Origin of the sequence: Streptomyces sp. NBC_00203 (assembly GCF_045206325.1) — a bacterium.
Lineage (GTDB): Bacteria > Actinomycetota > Actinomycetes > Streptomycetales > Streptomycetaceae > Streptomyces > Streptomyces lutosisoli.
Genome location: NZ_CP108126.1, coordinates 4,704,908 through 4,720,205, shown reverse-complemented (window position 1 = coordinate 4,720,205; position 15,298 = coordinate 4,704,908). Strand labels below are relative to the sequence as shown.

Below are 15,298 nucleotides of genomic sequence, written 5' to 3'. Positions count from 1 at the left end.
TGGCCGTTCGGCACGTGGGTACGCAGGGGGTTCACGAGGGTTCACGAGAGTGCACGGGAGAGATTCACGGGCGTTCGTGGGGTTCACGGGGGTGGGTGCCTCTGCTCTGCGGGATGCGTGAAGGGCCGTTAGCTTGGCCGCATGGCCGAATCAGCCGTTTTCGCCGACTTCACCGAGGGCGTGCCCTGCTGGGTCGACGCGCAGCTCCCCGATGTGGAGGCGGGCAAGCGCTTCTACGGCGAGCTCTTCGGCTGGACCTTCGCGGAGGGATACGGCCCGTCCGGCCTGGCACACCTCGACGGTGAGCCCGTCGCCGGGCTCACGCCCAAGCTGGACGGCCGGATGCCCACCGTATGGACGGTGTACTTCGCGACGCCCGACGTCATCGGGCTCTCCCGGCGGATCATGGACGCGGGCGGGCAGGTCATCACCACCCCGACGGCGGTCGGCCTCTCCGGCGAGCTGGGCACGATGGCCCTCGCGGCCGACTCCGAGGGCGCTGTCTTCGGCCTCTGGCAGGCCGGCACCCACCCCGGCTTCGGCAAGCGGCACCAGCGGGGCACCTTCTGCTGGGCCGAGCTGTACGCACGGGACACCACGGCCGTCGACCGCTTCTACGGCACCCTCTTCCACGACGCCCTCTTCGGACCCGACGCGACCCCCGACTTCGGCCGCGCCCCCGTCTCCGACGTCTTCCCGGCCGAAATGCCGCCCCACTTCCTCGTCCACTTCGGCGTCGAGGACTGTGAGGCGGTACTCGGGACGGTGAACCGGCTCGGCGGCCGTGTCCAGGCGACACCCTTCGACACGTCGTACGGACGGGTGGCCGTCGTCACGGACAATCAGGGGGCGTCCTTCGCCGTACTTCAGCGGTGAGTGGCCGTACTTCAACGGTGATGCGCCGTATTTCAACGGCGATGCGCTGTACTTCAACGGTGAACAGTCGCGTTTCAGCCTGAACATGGGCGTGGTGACACCCAAGGATCGGGTGGTATGTCCCGAGACACCCCGATCCGCCCCCTGGTTCGCAACCTGTGGCTCGGCCAGGAAGAATCGGGGTGCGTGCCGCCATTGCGGTGCGGTGGTGAGACGCTGCACTGGGCCGCGTTCATACGTGGATGACGTGGCTCGTACGGGGAGGTGGCACAGGCAAGTGGTGGATCAGCTGACGCAGCACGATCCGCGGCGGATCGGGCCGTTCGAGGTGCTGGGACGGCTGGGTGCGGGCGGCATGGGCCTGGTCTATCTCGCGCGCTCGGCTTCCGGCCGGCGCGTGGCGATCAAGACGGTCAGGACGGAGCTCGCCGAGGACCAGTTGTTCCGGGTCCGCTTCTCGCGTGAGGTCGAGGCGGCCCGCGCCGTGTCCGGCTTCTACACGGCGGCCGTGGTCGACGCCGACGCGCGCGCCGCGGTGCCGTGGCTGGCCACCGCGTACGTCCCCGCGCCCTCGCTCGAGGAAATGGTGAACGAGTGCGGGCCGCTCCCGGCCCAGGCGGTGCGCTGGCTGGCGGCGGGCGTCGCGGAGGCCCTCCAGTCGATCCATGGCGCGGGTCTCGTCCACCGTGACCTCAAGCCCTCCAACGTCCTCGTCGTCGAGGACGGGCCGCGCGTGATCGACTTCGGCATCGCGTCCGGCGTCTCGAACACCCGTCTGACCATGACGAACGTCGCCGTCGGTACGCCCGCGTACATGTCCCCCGAGCAGGCGAAGGACTCGCGCAGCGTGACCGGCGCGAGCGACGTCTTCTCGCTGGGATCGATGCTGGTGTTCGCCGCGACCGGCCACGCGCCCTTCCATGGCGCGAACCCGGTCGAGACGGTGTTCATGCTGCTGCGCGAGGGCCCGGACCTCGAAGGCCTGCCCGCCGAGTTGCGCCCGCTCATCGAGTCCTGCATGCAGATGGAGGCGACGGCGCGTCCCAACCCGGCCGACCTCCAGGCCCAGCTCGCGCCCCACCTCTTCGGCTCCGGCTCCGACGACAGCGGTACGGCGTCGGCGTGGCTGCCCGAGCGGGCGGTGGGCCTGATCGAGACGCGCCGCGGCGGCCGTCCGCCCGTGAAGCCTTCCTCCGGGGGGAGTGGACGGAGCGGTGGGGGGCGCGCGCCCGTGCCCGCACCCCCCTCGCACGCGCCTGTGCCCGTGGGGGCGCCCGACACCGGCCCGGTGCGCCTCGCGGGCGCCCAGGTGCCCATCGGCCCCGGCCCGCGCGTCGCGGACACCCGCGCGGCCGCCGTGAAGGCGCCCCCTCCGGAAGCCGGGCTCGCGGCGTCCTGGTCCCGGCCGCGCGCCGGCGTGAACGGTGCTGATCCGGCGCCCGCGCCCACCGTCGCGCCCCCCGCGCCCGATTCACCCTCCGGCTGGCGCCCCTGGCGCTTCCGTATGTCCAACGACGTCTGGGGTACGCCCTCGGTCGCCGGCGACCTCGTCTACGTCACCTCCTTCGAGGTCCACGCCCTCGACGTCGCGACCGGCCGACGCCGCTTCAAGACGCGCGACGTGGCGTGGTCGATGGCGGTCGCGGACGGCCGTATCCACGCGTCGGACGGCCCCACGCTGTTCGCGCTGGACGCCCGCGAGGGAGACGACCTCTGGCGCCTGTCGACGGACGCCTGGGTGTACTCGCTCAAGGCCGACCGGGGGACGGTCGTCACCGGCACGCGCGGTGGCGGAGTCCAGGCGTGGGAGGCCTCCAACGGCCAGAAACTCTGGGAGCTGACCGGCGCCCAGACCGACTTCGAGTCCCCGGAGGCCGGGCCCGCCATCCACGACGGCACGGTGTACGTCTGGAAGGACGCCCGGCTGCGCGCCCTGGAGGCCCGTACCGGTGAGGAGCGCTGGTCGTACCCGATCGGCGACGCGGCCTCCTGCGGCGGCGTTCCGGTCCGTCTGACCCAGGCGCCCGACGGCTACGTCTACCTCTCCGCCGGCACCCGCGTCCTCGCCGTCGACGTGGCGAGCGGGCATGTCCGCTGGCACTTCGAGGCCCCGGCGGTCTTCCTCTGTCCGCCCACCTTCGCGCCGGGCCCGGCGGTGACGGGCGGCGGCGTGTACCTGGCCGACTACCTCGGCACGGTCTACGCCCTCGACGCCACCGACGGCCGCGACCGCTGGCGCATCGCCACCGAGTCCCGCGCCTCCATCGAGCCGGTGCTCGTCGCCGCCGGGCACGTCCACGTCGGCAGCGGCAAGGGCCTGTACACCCTCGACGCCGTCACCGGCACACCGAAGTGGCGCTTCCAGGCCGGCGGCGACCTCGTCGGCGCCCCCGCCGTCGCCGACGGCCGCATCCACTTCGGCTCCACCGACCATCTCCTGTACACCCTGAAGTCCGACGACGGCCGACTCCGCTGGAAGCTGGCGACCGGGGGTGAGATCACCGGGGCTCCGGTGGTCAAGGACGGTGTGGTGTACGCGTGCAGCAAGGACCGGTGCGTGTACGCGTTGGACGCGGAGAAGGGGACGGGGACGGCTCGCACGACGTGAGGGGGCTGGTCCAAAAGATTGCGCAGTTCCCCGCGCCCCTAAAAGGGGCGCGGGGAACTGCGCAATCTTTTGGGGGTCTGGGGGCGCAGCCCCCAGGGATGTGACGGCCGTCGTGCCGGGCACGGAAGGGGGCTTCGGACGGCGGCCGTCTCGATGCAGACGCTACGCCGCGTGCGACGAACCCGCCACGCGGAGCCACCGGGGGTCACCGCAGGCGGAATCCGGGGCGGCGGGCCGTGAACAGCCCCGCCTGCCGTTCCCCCGGCAGATTCCCGAGCGACACGAGCTGCGGCGCATGCGCGAGGGCCTGCGCCCGAGCCGCTTCCTTGGCCAGCCACAACGCCCGCACCGTCCCCTGCACCGCCTCCACCGGATACGAGGCGATGACAGCGGCACAATCGACGGCCGCCCCCAACGCCGCACCGGGCGCGGTGAGTTCCGACACCATCCCCACCTCGTACGCCCGCCGCGCCGACACCCGCTCGGCAGTCCCCATCAACGCCATCCGCGCCACTTCCCCGAACGGCATCCGCTGCGCCATGTAGATCGACTCGTACGCGCTGACCATCCCGTACGTCGTATGCGGGTCGAAGAAGGTCGCCGCTTCGTCGGCCACCACGAACTCCGCCTCCCCCAGCAGATAGAAGGCACCCCCGCAGGCGATCCCGTTCACGGCGGCTATCACGGGCTTCCACAGGTCGTTCGCCTTCGGCCCGATCGCGACGAGCGGATCGTCCACCATGTAGGGGGAGTCGGGCTGCGGCACGACGACGTCCCGGTCGATCCCCGTGCAGAAGGCCCGCGTGCCCGCCCCGGTGACGACGAGCGCTCGTACGGTGTCGTCGAACCGGAACTCCCGCCAGGCGGCGGCGAGTTCGGCGGCCGTGTCGAGGTCGATGGCGTTGAGCTTCGCGGGCCGGTCGAGGGTGAGGACGGCGACGCCGGTGTCCTTGTCGGCGGTGACGCGCAGCCCGCCGCTCACGGCCGCTCCAGAACCCAGCGGGGCACGGCCACACCGTTCACGTCGGCGAACACCACCTGCACCCGCGCCCCTATCCGGATCCGTTCCGGCGGGACGGAGTTGAGGGCCTCACCGGCACCGCTCACCAGATTCCCCACGAGCCGTATCCGGGGGGCGTCCGCCAGTTCCACCACGATCGCGTTGTACGGGGCCTGCTCCGCGTAGGCGGGAAGCAGCGGCGGATGCGGGAAGACGTACGACCAGACCTTTCCCCTGCCGCTCATCTCCCGCCACTCGCTCGCGAAGGAGTGGCAGTGCGGGCAGCAGGGCCGGGGCGGAAAGCGCAGCTCGCCGCAGTCGGCGCAGGACTGGACCCGGAGTTCGCCCCGGGCCGCGTACTCCCAGAAGGGGGCGCCGTCGTCGTCGGGGACGGGCGAGAGAAGGGACTGGTCCGAGGCCGTGGCGCTCGTGGCGTCCGTGGTGCTCGTGGCGTTGATGGTGGTCATGGTGGCGGCTCCTCAGGCCCGGAGTAGAAGCGCGGACGTCGGTACGCCCTCGCCCGCCGTGACCAGGCAGGTGGTGGCACCGGGGACTTGGGCCGTACTGGTCCCGCGCAGTTGCTTCACGCCCTCGTTGATGAGGTTGAAGCCGTGCACGTACGCCTCGCTGAGCCCGCCCCCGCCGGTGTTGACGGGCAGCCGCCCGCCGATCTCCAGCGCGCCGCCCTCCGTGAAGGCCGCGCCTTCCCCTCTCCCGCAGAAGCCGTATCCCTCAAGGGAGAGCGGTATGAGAGGCGTGAACGCGTCGTAGATCTGCGCCACATCGACATCGTCCGGCGTGAAGTCGGCCTGTTTCCACAGGTGTCGGGCGGCGGTCCAGGCGGGGCCGGTGAGCGGGTCGTCGTTCCAGTAGTTGACCATGCCGTGGTGCTGGGCGGGCAGGCCCTGGGCGGCGGAGTGGACGTAGACGGGGCGTCGGCGGCAGTCGCGGGCGCGCTCGGCGGAGACGATCACGCAGGCCAACGCCCCGTCTGTCTCAAGGCAGTTGTCGAAGAGGCAGAGGGGTTCGCTGATCCAGCGGGAGGTCATGTACATCTCGCGGGTCAACGGCCGCTCGTACATGATCGCGGCCGGGTTCTGGTTGGCGCGGTTCCGGCAGGCGAGGGCGACGTTGAAGAGGTGGTCGCGGGTGGCGCCGTACTCGTGCATGTAGCGGCGCGCGAGCATGCCGATCTCGTCGGCGGGCCGGAGGAGGCCGAAGGGGCGGGTCCACTGGGCGGGGGTGGGGAGTTGGACGGCGGTGTTCTTCCACGGCCGGGGCCCGGACCCCCGCTTCCGCGACCGCCAGGCCACTCCCACCGTCGCCTGCCCGCCGGCGATGGCGGCGGCGAGATGCGCGACGGTGGCGCAGGAGCCGCCCCCGCCGTACCCGACCTTGCTGAAGAAGGTGAGGTCGCCGAGCCCGACGGCCTTGGCCACCTCCACCTCGTCCGTCTCCTCCATGGTGTAGGAGGCGAGCCCGTCGACCTCGGCGGGTGCGATCCCGGCGTCGTCGAGGGCGGCGAGGATCGCCCGGCAGGCCAAGGCCTTCTCGGATTCGGGAAGTTGCTTGGCGAAGGGGGTCTGCCCGATCCCGACGACGGCTGTGGCGTCCTTGATCCCCGGCATGGGTGCACCTCCGCAGACGGTCCCGGCTGCTGACAGGGCGTCAGGCTACAGCTAATCTGACGGTCAGTCAGCTAGTGTGCTTGGGCCGGTGGGAGGCGGGCGATGCGCGGAGACCTGGAGTGGGGCAGCATCCCGGGACTGGTGCGGTCGGCGGCGACGCGGTTCGCGGAGCGCGAGGCCGTCGTCGAGGGCCGAACACGGGTCTCGTACGCCGAGTTGGGCGCCCGTGTGGAACGTGCGGCGGCGGCCTGCGTCGCGAACGGGGTACGGCTCGGCGACCGCGTCGCCATCTGGGCGCCGAACACCCTCGACTGGATCGTCTCGGCGCTGGGCGCGGTGTCGGCGGGGGCGGTGCTGGTGCCGCTGAACACGCGGTTCAAGGGCACGGAGGCGGCGTACGTCCTCTCCCGGAGCCGGGCGAAACTGCTGTTCGTGACGGGGACCTTCCTGGGGACGTCGTATGTGGCGTCGCTGCGGCGGGCTTCATCGGAAGGGGAGGGGGGTGCGGGCCCCCTGCCCGGCCTCCCGCACCTCGAACAGGTGGTCGTCCTCGCGGACGACGCCCCCGCCGACTTCCGTACCTGGAAGGACTTCCTGGCGAGCGGGGAGGGCGTGGGAGCGGAGGAGGTACGGCAGCGGGGGGACACCGTGTCCGGCTCCTGCGCCTCGGACATCGTCTTCACGTCGGGCACGACGGGCCGCCCCAAGGGAGCCCTGATCACCCACGCCCAGACACTGCGCGGCTACGCGATCTGGAGCGACCTCGCGGGCCTGCGCGAGGGCGACCGCTACCTGATCGTGAACCCCTTCTTCCACACCTTCGGCTACAAGGCGGGCATCGTCGCCTGCCTGATGCGCGGCGCGACGATGATCCCGCAGCCGGTGTTCAACGTGGACACGGTGCTGGCGAACGTGGCGTCGGAGCGCATCTCGGTCCTCCCGGGCCCGCCCACCCTCCACCAGTCACTCCTGGACCACCCCTCCCGCGACGCGTACGACCTCTCGGCGCTCCGTCTGGTGGTGACGGGCGCGGCGGTGGTTCCGCTGCGCCTGGTGGAACGCCTGAAGTCGGAGCTGAAGATCGACACGGTCCTGACGGCGTACGGCCTCTCCGAGGCGAGCGGCATCGTCACCATGTGCCGCCGGGGAGACGAGGCGCAGGTGATCGCCTCGACCTCGGGCCGGGCGATCCCGGACACGGAGATACGGGTCGAGGCGGCCCTCGGCTCCCCGGGCGAGGTCCTGGTCCGCGGATTCAACGTCATGCAGGGCTACTTCGAGGATCCGGACGCCACGGCGACGGTCCTCGACGCCGACGGCTGGCTGCACACGGGCGACGTCGGCGTCCTCGACGACGCCGGCAACCTCCGTATCACCGACCGCATCAAGGACATGTTCATCGTCGGCGGCTTCAACGCCTACCCCGCCGAGATAGAGCAACTCCTCGGTCTGCACCCGGACGTGGCCGACGTCGCGGTGATCGGCGTACCGGACGGCCGCCTGGGCGAGGTGGGCAAGGCGTACGTGGTCCGCCGGGCGGGGGCCGTACTGACCGCCGACGACCTCATCGCGTGGTCTCGGCGCGAGATGGCGAACTACAAGGTGCCGAGGGTGGTGGAGTTCGTGGGGGAGCTGCCGCGGAACGCGAGCGGGAAGGTGGTGAAGGGGGAGTTGCGGGGGCAGTGAGGGGATGGTGAGGGCCAGATGGGTCAGGCGGGCCCCGAGGTTGTGACTGAGGCTGTCGAAAAAACTTCCGGCCGTCGTGTCACACCCGTACGCCCCCCGGTGTCAATCCAGTGACGGACGGACACACCAGCCCGGGCGGATCGGATCAACCCCGCCCCGGCCCCCTGACAAGGAGCATCCCCCATGTCCACTGCCCACATCATCGTCACCATCCTGGCCGCCGCCATGTCGGGCTACTCGGCCGGCGCCGTCCTCTTCCACGCCCAGTGGGTCGTCCAGGCCCTGACCGACTACAGCGTCCCCCGCTCGTGGTGGCCCTGGCTCGGTGCGGCCAAGGCGGCGGGGTCCGTGGGCCTGCTGGTCGGCCTGTTCGTACCGCCGCTCGGCGTCGCGGCCGGGATCGGCCTGGTCCTGTACTTCACCGGAGCGGCGATCACTGTGGCCCGGGCGCGCTGGTACTCGCACATCCCGTTCCCGCTGGTGTACGCGGCGCCGGTGGTGGGGGCGCTGGTGCTGGGGCTGGCCGCGTGACCGCGTGCCTGTGGCACTCGGGGGCGTTGATCAAGGTTCCCCGGGACACTTGGCGAGGGGTGTAGAACGCGTAGTACGCTGATGAGTATGGGCAGGCACAGGGAAATCCCGCTCCGGGAGCTCAACCAGCAGACCTCGCGGGTCATGGCCCGGGTCGAGGCGGGGGAGACCGTCACCATCACCAAAGATGGCGTGCCGATAGGGGACATCGTTCCCCACGGAGTCCGTGACGGGGTCCGGACGGGGAGCCCCGTCTACGCCTTCAGGACTGACCCCATGGGGCTGCTCGACCTCCCCGACCTGGGTGGTCCGGCACTCAGCGATGACGAGATCGACGAGACGCTGCGGGGGATGGGTGCGGGCGATGACTGACGTTCCCGGGCCTTCGATTCCCGTGGCCATCGCCGACACCAACGCGCTCTATCGACTGTTCACGCCGAAGGACACGCGTCATGCGGCACACCGGGAGGCGCTCGCCCGCGTCGGTCATCTCGTCGTCTCGCCGATGGTCCTCACCGAACTCGACTATCTGCTCACGGAGCGGGTGGGTCCCAGAGCGTCGATGAACGCCCTGGATTTCATCGCGGGTCAGGTGGAGGCCCGGCGCTTCGAGGTCGCGGAGTCGGCGCCGCATCTGCGTGGGGCGATGGCCGTAATGCGCGGTTACGAAGATGCCGGCGGAGGCAAGGGAGTCGGGCTTGCGGACGCCATGAACGTGGTCCTGGCCGCCGCTTTCCAGACTGCCGACATCTTCACGACCGACCGCCACTTCCGCATGATGCGCCCGCTCACGGGTCAGGGGGCGTTCCGGCTCCTGCCGGACGACATCTGACGTACGGGGTCGACCGGTTGCGAGCCGCGGTCACCCCTTCACCTCCGTGAGGAAGGCGAAGCCGTGCGCCGGACACACGTCGGCCGCGACGGCTCCCCCTCCGCGCCGCCGCGGCCGATCCCCGTGTTGTGTGGGTCTAGAAGGGGCGCTCAGTCGTCGCGTGAGCGTCCAGGGTGGTGATCTCCTCGTCGGTCGCGTGAGCGTCCGCGGGCTTGAGCTCTTCGTCCGTGGCGTGGGCGTCCAGGGTCGTGAGCTCTTCGTCGGTGGCGTGCGCGTCGTCCGGCTTGACGGTGTCCGTGTTGTCGGCCATGGCGGTCAACTCCCTTGATTTCGGGCAGTGAAGTGCTGAACGTGCCCGCCCGGCGACTCCCCCGAGGGCCGCCGGACGGGCATTCGTAAGGCCGTTCACCCTAACGGTGTGGCCGAGGACCGAGCCGTCTGCCCCCCGACACGACGGACCGGCACACATGAGAGTGACGGTCCGCGATAAACGATTGATGAACGGTCGAAGCACCCAGGTCAGGCGACTGCGGCCGGACTGATGAGGGAGCGCACCTCGTCGGCCTCCGGGGAGCCGAGGTCCTCGAAGATCTGCAAGGAATCCCGCCAGCACACCTGAGCTCGATCGATGTGCCCGATCAACGACAGTGCGCGGCCGAGGACCGTGAGTACGTTGGCGCGCCGCCACTCGCCGCCGATCCCGCGCAGCACCGCGAGGGCTTGTTCGGCGTGCGCGGCGGCCTGCGCCGGTGAGCGGTCGGAAAGATGTAGTTCGGCGAGGCGGAACAAGGTCATTCCGTGCCACAGACGCTGTCTGCTGTCGCGGAACACGTCCAGTGCCGCGAGGAGCGCCGACTGTGCTTCCGCGGTCCTTCCCGCACTCGTCAGCGCGAGGCCCAAGGCGTATTTCCCGTTGGCGAGACGGAGGGTCTGGCCCGTGACGTCCTGCTCGTAGATCTTGATCCCCGACTCGGCGAGCGTTACGGCGCTCTCCGTTCGACTGGTGGCGAGGTGGACACGAGAGAGGTTGCACAGCGCGGCGGCGGCACCCGGCTGGTTACCGTCGGCGCGGAAGGCCTCCAGCGCGCGCTCGAAATGGGCTTCCGCATCGGCATGGCGACCCTCGTAGAGCGCGATGATGCCCCGCTGATTGGGGGCCTGTCCGCAGGCCACGGGGTCGTCTGCCGAGAGCCCGAGTCGCAGGGCCCGCTCGCCCTCTTCTTCCGCCTCGGCGAAGCGTCCGCAGACGCTGTGAACGTGGGAGAGCATCGTACGAGCCCGTCCCTCCGCCCAGGGATCTCCGGTGCGCTGAGCCGCGTCGCTCACCGCGGTGGCGGCTTGCGCGAACTGGAGTGCGTTGGCTCCGGACTCGCCCAGATCCACCGCGGCCATCAGCAAGTCGGCCGCCTTGCGCTGCAGTCCGGCCGTCGCCGCCTGCTGGGCACAGGCGAGCAGGCAGTTCGACTCGCTGAACAGCCACTCCAACGCCCGGTCGCGGTCGGGGAACGACAACCCCGGCCAGTCGGTGCCCGCGAAGTGCTCCAGGACCCGCTCACCCGGCCGCTCGATCGCATAAACCCCCGCCGCCGTAGCCAAGTAGAAGTCCAGCAACCGCGACATCGCCGCCTCCCGCTCACTCGGCGGCTGCTCATCCCGCTCCGCGCAAGCACGCGCGTAGAGGCGTACGAGGTCGTGGTACCGATAGCGGCCGGGTGCCGCGGACTCGAGCAGGGACGTGTCGACGAGGGACTCCAGCAGGTCCTCCGTGTCCTCGACGGGCAGGTCCAGCACCGCCGCGGCGGCCGCCACGGAGATGTCCGGGCCGTCGGCGAGGCCCAGGAGGCGGAACGCGCGCGCCTGCGCCGGTTCCAGCTGCCCGTACCCCAGCTCGAAAGTCGCCTTCACCGCCAAGTCCCCGGCCTGGAGCTCGTCCAGGCGCCGTCGCTCGTCCGCCAGCTTCGCGGCCAGTACTGAGACCGTCCACGTGCGCCGGGCGGCCAGTCGTGATGCCGCGATGCGGATGGCGAGGGGTAGGAAGCCGCACGCCGCGACCACGTCCAGGGCGGCCTCCCGCTCGGAGGCTACCCGCTCCTGGCCCACGATCTTGGTGAAGAGCTGGAGGGCCTCCTCGGGGGACATGACGTCCAGGTCCACCAGATGGGCGCCCGCGAGGTCCACCATCCGTACCCGGGAGGTGACCAGCGCCGCGCAGCCCTCCATCCCGGGCAGCAGGGGCCGGACTTGCGCGGCGTCGCGGGCGTTGTCCAGCAGGACGAGGACGCGACGGCCGTCGAGGACCGAGCGGTACAGGGCCGAGCGTTCCTCCAGGGAGTCGGGGATCGCGGAGTCGGCCGTGCCGAGGGCGCGGAGGAAGGCGCCCAGGACCGTTTCCGGTTCCGCCGCTCTCGAACCCGCGCCCTGGAGGTCGACGTACAGCTGCCCGTCCGGGAAGGCGGCGCGCGCCTGGTGGGCTACGTGTACGGCCAGGGTCGTCTTGCCCACGCCCCCGATGCCCGCCAGCGCCGAGACCGCCATGACCCGGCCCGCGTCGGACGACGCCGAGGCCAGGACGTCGCTCAGTTCCTGGACGAAGGACGCCCGGCCGGTGAAGTCCGTGACTGTGGCGGGCAGTTGGGCGGGGCGGACCGGTGCGGCGGCGGGTTCGGCGGCCGGGGCCGACGGTTCGGCGAGGCCCGGGTCCGCCTGGAGTATGCGCTGCTGGAGTTCCTTCAGGCCCGCCCTCGGGTCGACGCCCAGCTCGTCGGCCAGGAGGCGCCGCGTGTCCGCGTAGACCGCCAGCGCTTCCGCCTGGCGGCCGCTGCGGTACAGCGCCAGCATCAGCAGCTCGCGCAACCGCTCCCGCAGCGGATGCGCCGCCGTCAGGGCCGTCAGCTCCGAGACCGCCTCCGCGTGGCAGGCCTGCTCCAGGTCCATGTCGAGCCGCCACTCCAGCAGTTGGAGCCGCCACTCCTCCAGCCGGGCGCGCTGTGTCTCGGCGTACGGCCCGGGAACGCTCGCCAGCACCTCGCCGTCCCACAGGCCGAGCGCGTCGCGCAGCACCTCGCGGGCATGGCAGAGGTCACCGGTGGCGCGGGCCTTCTCCGCCTCGGCCGCCAGTTCCTGGGCGCGGGCGAGGTCCAGCGCGCCCTCGCCGAGGGACCGGATCGCGTACCCGCCCGACTCGCTGACCAGGACTTCGGGGCCCAGCGCCTTGCGGAGCCGGGAGGCGTACGTCCGTACGGCGGCCAGGGCCTGGGACGGGGGTTCGTCGCCCCACAGCGCGTCGATGAGCTCGGAGGCCGTCGCCGTCCGCCCCTCGCGGAGCAGCAGCGCGGCCAGCAGGGCGCGTTGCTGCGGGGATCCCGCCGGCAGGGGCTCCTCGTCACGCCAGGCGCGCACCGGGCCGAGCACGCTGAAGCGCAACGCCGCCGATTCCTCGCGACGCCACTGCTCCGGTACTCGCGGCACACCGTCCATCGCTGCCCCCTGCCGAACCGTCAGTACAACGAGGCCAGTTTGCCTTGTTCATGGCGGATGCGTCAGCCGTGCGAGACGGCGATCACAGGCAGCCGCACGGGACACCACAGGGTCCTCACATACTCTCCCCACACAACCGCACACACTCGACCAATCCGGGCGCCCGGCAAGGGAGGCGGGCAGGCGCCTGACGGATGGAGGACGGGCGGAGGGGCGATAGCGGGCGGACAGCGGGCGGGTACCTCGCGAGTAGCTGACGGGTCGTCAGATCAGCGCTACCGTGGGCCGTATGGAGACCATGGAGACGCCCGCGGCCGGCCCGGCCTTCCCGAAGATCATCTCCGTCGACGACCACACGGTGGAGCCCCCGAACGTCTGGCAGGACCGGCTCCCGAAGAAGTACCTGGACACCGGCCCCCGCATAGTCCGCGCGCCGCTGAAGGAAATGACCTTCCTGGGCGGCAAGTTCGCGCCCGTCATGGGCAGCCCCGGCGACGACGGCCCCATCGGCGACTGGTGGGTGTACGAAGACCTGCACCGGCCGCTCACCCGTCTCGACACCGCCGTCGGATACGACAGGGACGAGATACGCCTCGAAGTCATCACGTACGAGCAGATGCGACCGGGCTCGTACGACGTCCCCCAGCGCCTGGCCGACATGGACGTCAACCACGTGCAGTCCGCCCTCTGCTTCCCCACCTTCCCCCGCTTCTGCGGCCAGACGTTCACCGAGGCCAAGGACCGTGAGCTGGGACTTCTCGGGGTCAGGGCCTACAACGACTGGATGGTGGAGGAGTGGTGCGGACCGGCCGCCCGGGGTCGTCTCATTCCGCTCACCCTCATCCCCCTGTGGGACCCCGCGCTTGCGGCGGAAGAAGTACGCCGCAATGCCGCCCGTGGCGTACGCGCGGTGGCCTTCTCCGAGATTCCGCCCCACCTGGGGCTGCCCTCCATCCACACCGACGACTGGGACCCCTTCCTCGCCGCCTGCGACGAGACCGGCACGGTCATCGCCATGCACATCGGCTCCTCCAGCCGCATGCCGTCGACCTCCGCCGACGCCCCGCCCGCCGTCGGCTCCACCATCACCTTCGCCAACTGCTGCTTCTCGATGGTCGACTGGCTGATGAGCGGCAAGTTCGAGCGCTTCCCGAACCTGAAGGTGATGTACGCCGAAGGGCAGATCGGCTGGATCCCCTACATCCTTGAGCGCGCGGATGTGGTGTGGGAGGAGAACCGCGGCTGGGGCGGCGTCGCCGACAAGGTCCACCGCCCGCCGTCCGAACTCTTCGCCGAGCACGTCTACGGCTGCTTCTTCGACGACGCCTTCGGGCTCAGGAACCTCGACTCGATCGGCGTCGGCAACGTCCTCTACGAGACCGACTACCCGCACTCCGACTCCACCTGGCCCAAGTCGAGGGAGGTCGGCGAGGCGCAGATGGGCCATCTCGCCGCGGACGTGGTCGACCGGATCGTGCGGCGCAACGCCATCGAGCTGCTGGGGCTCACGGCGGACGGGCTCTGGGTGCCGTAAAGCACCCCGAGCGCACCCCGAGCGCATCCCGCGCCCATCTCGCAGACATTCCGCACACCCCTTGTCTGACGATCCGTCAGCTACGACGATGGCTGCCAGGCCAGCTACATGACGGATCGTCAGATAGTTACCTATTGGAATAGGGGTGCGTGCTCATGCAGGTGCTGCCCGAAGGACGACTGGCGTACGGGATGCAGCTCCCCGTCCAGTCGCAGAGCACCATCTACGCCGAGCCATGGGAGGCCGGCGCCGGTCCCGCCGACCTCGTCGAGATCGCCCGCGCCGCCGACCGCTCCGGCTTCGCCTACCTCGCGAGCTGCGACCACGTCGCCATCCCGCGGCGTCTCGCGGGAGCGATGAGCACCATCTGGTACGACCCCGTCGCCACCCTCTCCTACCTCGCGGGCGTGACCGAGCGCGTACGGCTGCTCAGTCATGTCGCGATCGTCGGGCTGCGGCATCCGCTGGTCACGGCCAAGCAGTACGCGACCCTCGATCACCTCAGCCAGGGGCGGCTGATCCTCGGGGTCGGCGCCGGGCACGTACAGGAGGAATTCGAGGCGGTCGGGGCCGACTTCGAGCGGCGGGGGACCGTCCTCGACGAGACCATCGACGCCCTGCGGGCGGCGCTCGGGGCCGACGAATTCCCCGTACACCATGGGAAGTTGTACGACTTCGAGGGGCTCGGGCAGCGGCCCCGGCCCGCCCAGGAACGGGTGCCCGTCTGGGTCGGCGGCTCCTCGCCCGCGGCTGTGCGGCGGGCCGCGCTCCGCGGCGACGGCTGGCTTCCGCAGGGCGATCCGCGCGACCGGCTGCCGGGGCAGATCGCCCGGCTGAAGCGGCTGCGCGCGGAGGCCGGGATCGAGGACCCCGTCACCGTCGGCGCCATCACCGAGCCGCTGTACGTCGGTGCGCCCGGCTGGGACGTCGGGCGGCGCACGCTGCACGGGGCGCCCGAGGCGCTCGCCGAGTCGCTGCGGGCGTACCGCGCGATGGGTGTGCACCAGATACAGGTGCGCTTCCGCTGCCGGGGCCGCACCGAACTCATCGATCAGATCACCGCGTTCGGCGCCGAGGTCGCGCCCCACCTCGACTAGCGCGCTGCAACCTCAACCAAGGAGTCACG

At 71.0% G+C, this 15,298-nt stretch carries 13 protein-coding genes; 8 read left to right on the top strand and 5 right to left on the bottom strand.

From position 1 onward, the window contains the following. Window positions 1-141: 141 nt before the first annotated feature. Entirely contained in the window at window positions 142-876 is a 735-nt protein-coding gene (locus OG975_RS21110) for a VOC family protein (protein WP_406330866.1), read from the top strand. A 277-nt stretch (window positions 877-1,153) separates the two neighbouring features. Further along, window positions 1,154-3,484 carry a PQQ-binding-like beta-propeller repeat protein gene (locus OG975_RS21105; protein ID WP_406330864.1) on the top strand — a complete coding sequence of 777 codons (2,331 nt, stop codon included), beginning with the start codon at window positions 1,154-1,156 and terminating at the stop codon, window positions 3,482-3,484. A gap of 205 nt (window positions 3,485-3,689) precedes the next feature. On the opposite strand, the gene OG975_RS21100 is transcribed toward OG975_RS21105, so the two are convergent. Genes OG975_RS21100 through OG975_RS21090 form a run of 3 tightly spaced genes read right to left on the bottom strand, consistent with a single transcriptional unit; the run spans window position 3,690 to window position 6,112 of the window. Continuing rightward, a complete protein-coding gene (locus OG975_RS21100) occupies window positions 3,690-4,466 on the bottom strand; it encodes an enoyl-CoA hydratase/isomerase family protein (protein WP_406330863.1) in 777 nt (258 codons plus the stop codon). Then, the gene (locus OG975_RS21095) at window positions 4,463-4,951 is read right to left on the bottom strand and encodes a Zn-ribbon domain-containing OB-fold protein (RefSeq protein WP_406330862.1); all 489 of its coding nucleotides are present in this window, start codon (window positions 4,949-4,951) and stop codon (window positions 4,463-4,465) included. Before OG975_RS21095 ends, OG975_RS21100 begins: the two co-directional genes overlap by 4 nt. Window positions 4,952-4,963: 12 nt before the next feature. Beyond that, entirely contained in the window at window positions 4,964-6,112 is a 1,149-nt protein-coding gene (locus tag OG975_RS21090; protein ID WP_406330861.1) for a lipid-transfer protein, read from the bottom strand. 102 nt (window positions 6,113-6,214) lie between these two features. On the opposite strand from OG975_RS21090, the gene OG975_RS21085 reads away from it, so the two are divergent. The 4 genes from OG975_RS21085 (at window position 6,215) to OG975_RS21070 (ending at window position 9,161) form a co-directional block, all read left to right on the top strand. Then, a complete protein-coding gene (locus tag OG975_RS21085; protein ID WP_406330860.1) occupies window positions 6,215-7,798 on the top strand; it encodes a FadD3 family acyl-CoA ligase in 1,584 nt (527 codons plus the stop codon). 183 nt (window positions 7,799-7,981) lie between these two features. Beyond that, window positions 7,982-8,329: a DoxX family protein gene (locus tag OG975_RS21080; RefSeq protein WP_406330859.1), complete on the top strand. Its 348-nt coding sequence runs from the start codon at window positions 7,982-7,984 to the stop codon at window positions 8,327-8,329. A gap of 87 nt (window positions 8,330-8,416) precedes the next feature. Beyond that, window positions 8,417-8,701 carry a type II toxin-antitoxin system Phd/YefM family antitoxin gene (locus tag OG975_RS21075; protein WP_406330858.1) on the top strand — a complete coding sequence of 95 codons (285 nt, stop codon included), beginning with the start codon at window positions 8,417-8,419 and terminating at the stop codon, window positions 8,699-8,701. Window positions 8,702-8,723: 22 nt separating this feature from the next. Further along, the gene (locus OG975_RS21070; protein ID WP_406330857.1) at window positions 8,724-9,161 is read left to right on the top strand and encodes a PIN domain-containing protein; all 438 of its coding nucleotides are present in this window, start codon (window positions 8,724-8,726) and stop codon (window positions 9,159-9,161) included. Between the two features lie 136 nt (window positions 9,162-9,297). On the opposite strand, the gene OG975_RS21065 is transcribed toward OG975_RS21070, so the two are convergent. Both OG975_RS21065 and OG975_RS21060 read right to left on the bottom strand, forming a co-directional pair. Continuing rightward, window positions 9,298-9,471, bottom strand: a complete 174-nt coding sequence (locus OG975_RS21065) for a hypothetical protein (RefSeq protein ID WP_330305335.1) — start codon at window positions 9,469-9,471, stop codon at window positions 9,298-9,300. A 209-nt stretch (window positions 9,472-9,680) separates the two neighbouring features. Continuing rightward, a complete protein-coding gene (locus tag OG975_RS21060) occupies window positions 9,681-12,638 on the bottom strand; it encodes an AfsR/SARP family transcriptional regulator (RefSeq protein ID WP_406330856.1) in 2,958 nt (985 codons plus the stop codon). Window positions 12,639-12,927: 289 nt separating this feature from the next. On the opposite strand from OG975_RS21060, the gene OG975_RS21055 reads away from it, so the two are divergent. Further along, on the top strand, window positions 12,928-14,172 hold the full coding sequence (locus tag OG975_RS21055; RefSeq protein ID WP_406330855.1) for an amidohydrolase family protein: 1,245 nt from the start codon (window positions 12,928-12,930) through the stop codon (window positions 14,170-14,172). 155 nt (window positions 14,173-14,327) lie between these two features. After that, window positions 14,328-15,269: an LLM class F420-dependent oxidoreductase gene (locus tag OG975_RS21050; protein ID WP_406330854.1), complete on the top strand. Its 942-nt coding sequence runs from the start codon at window positions 14,328-14,330 to the stop codon at window positions 15,267-15,269. Window positions 15,270-15,298 lie beyond the last annotated feature (29 nt).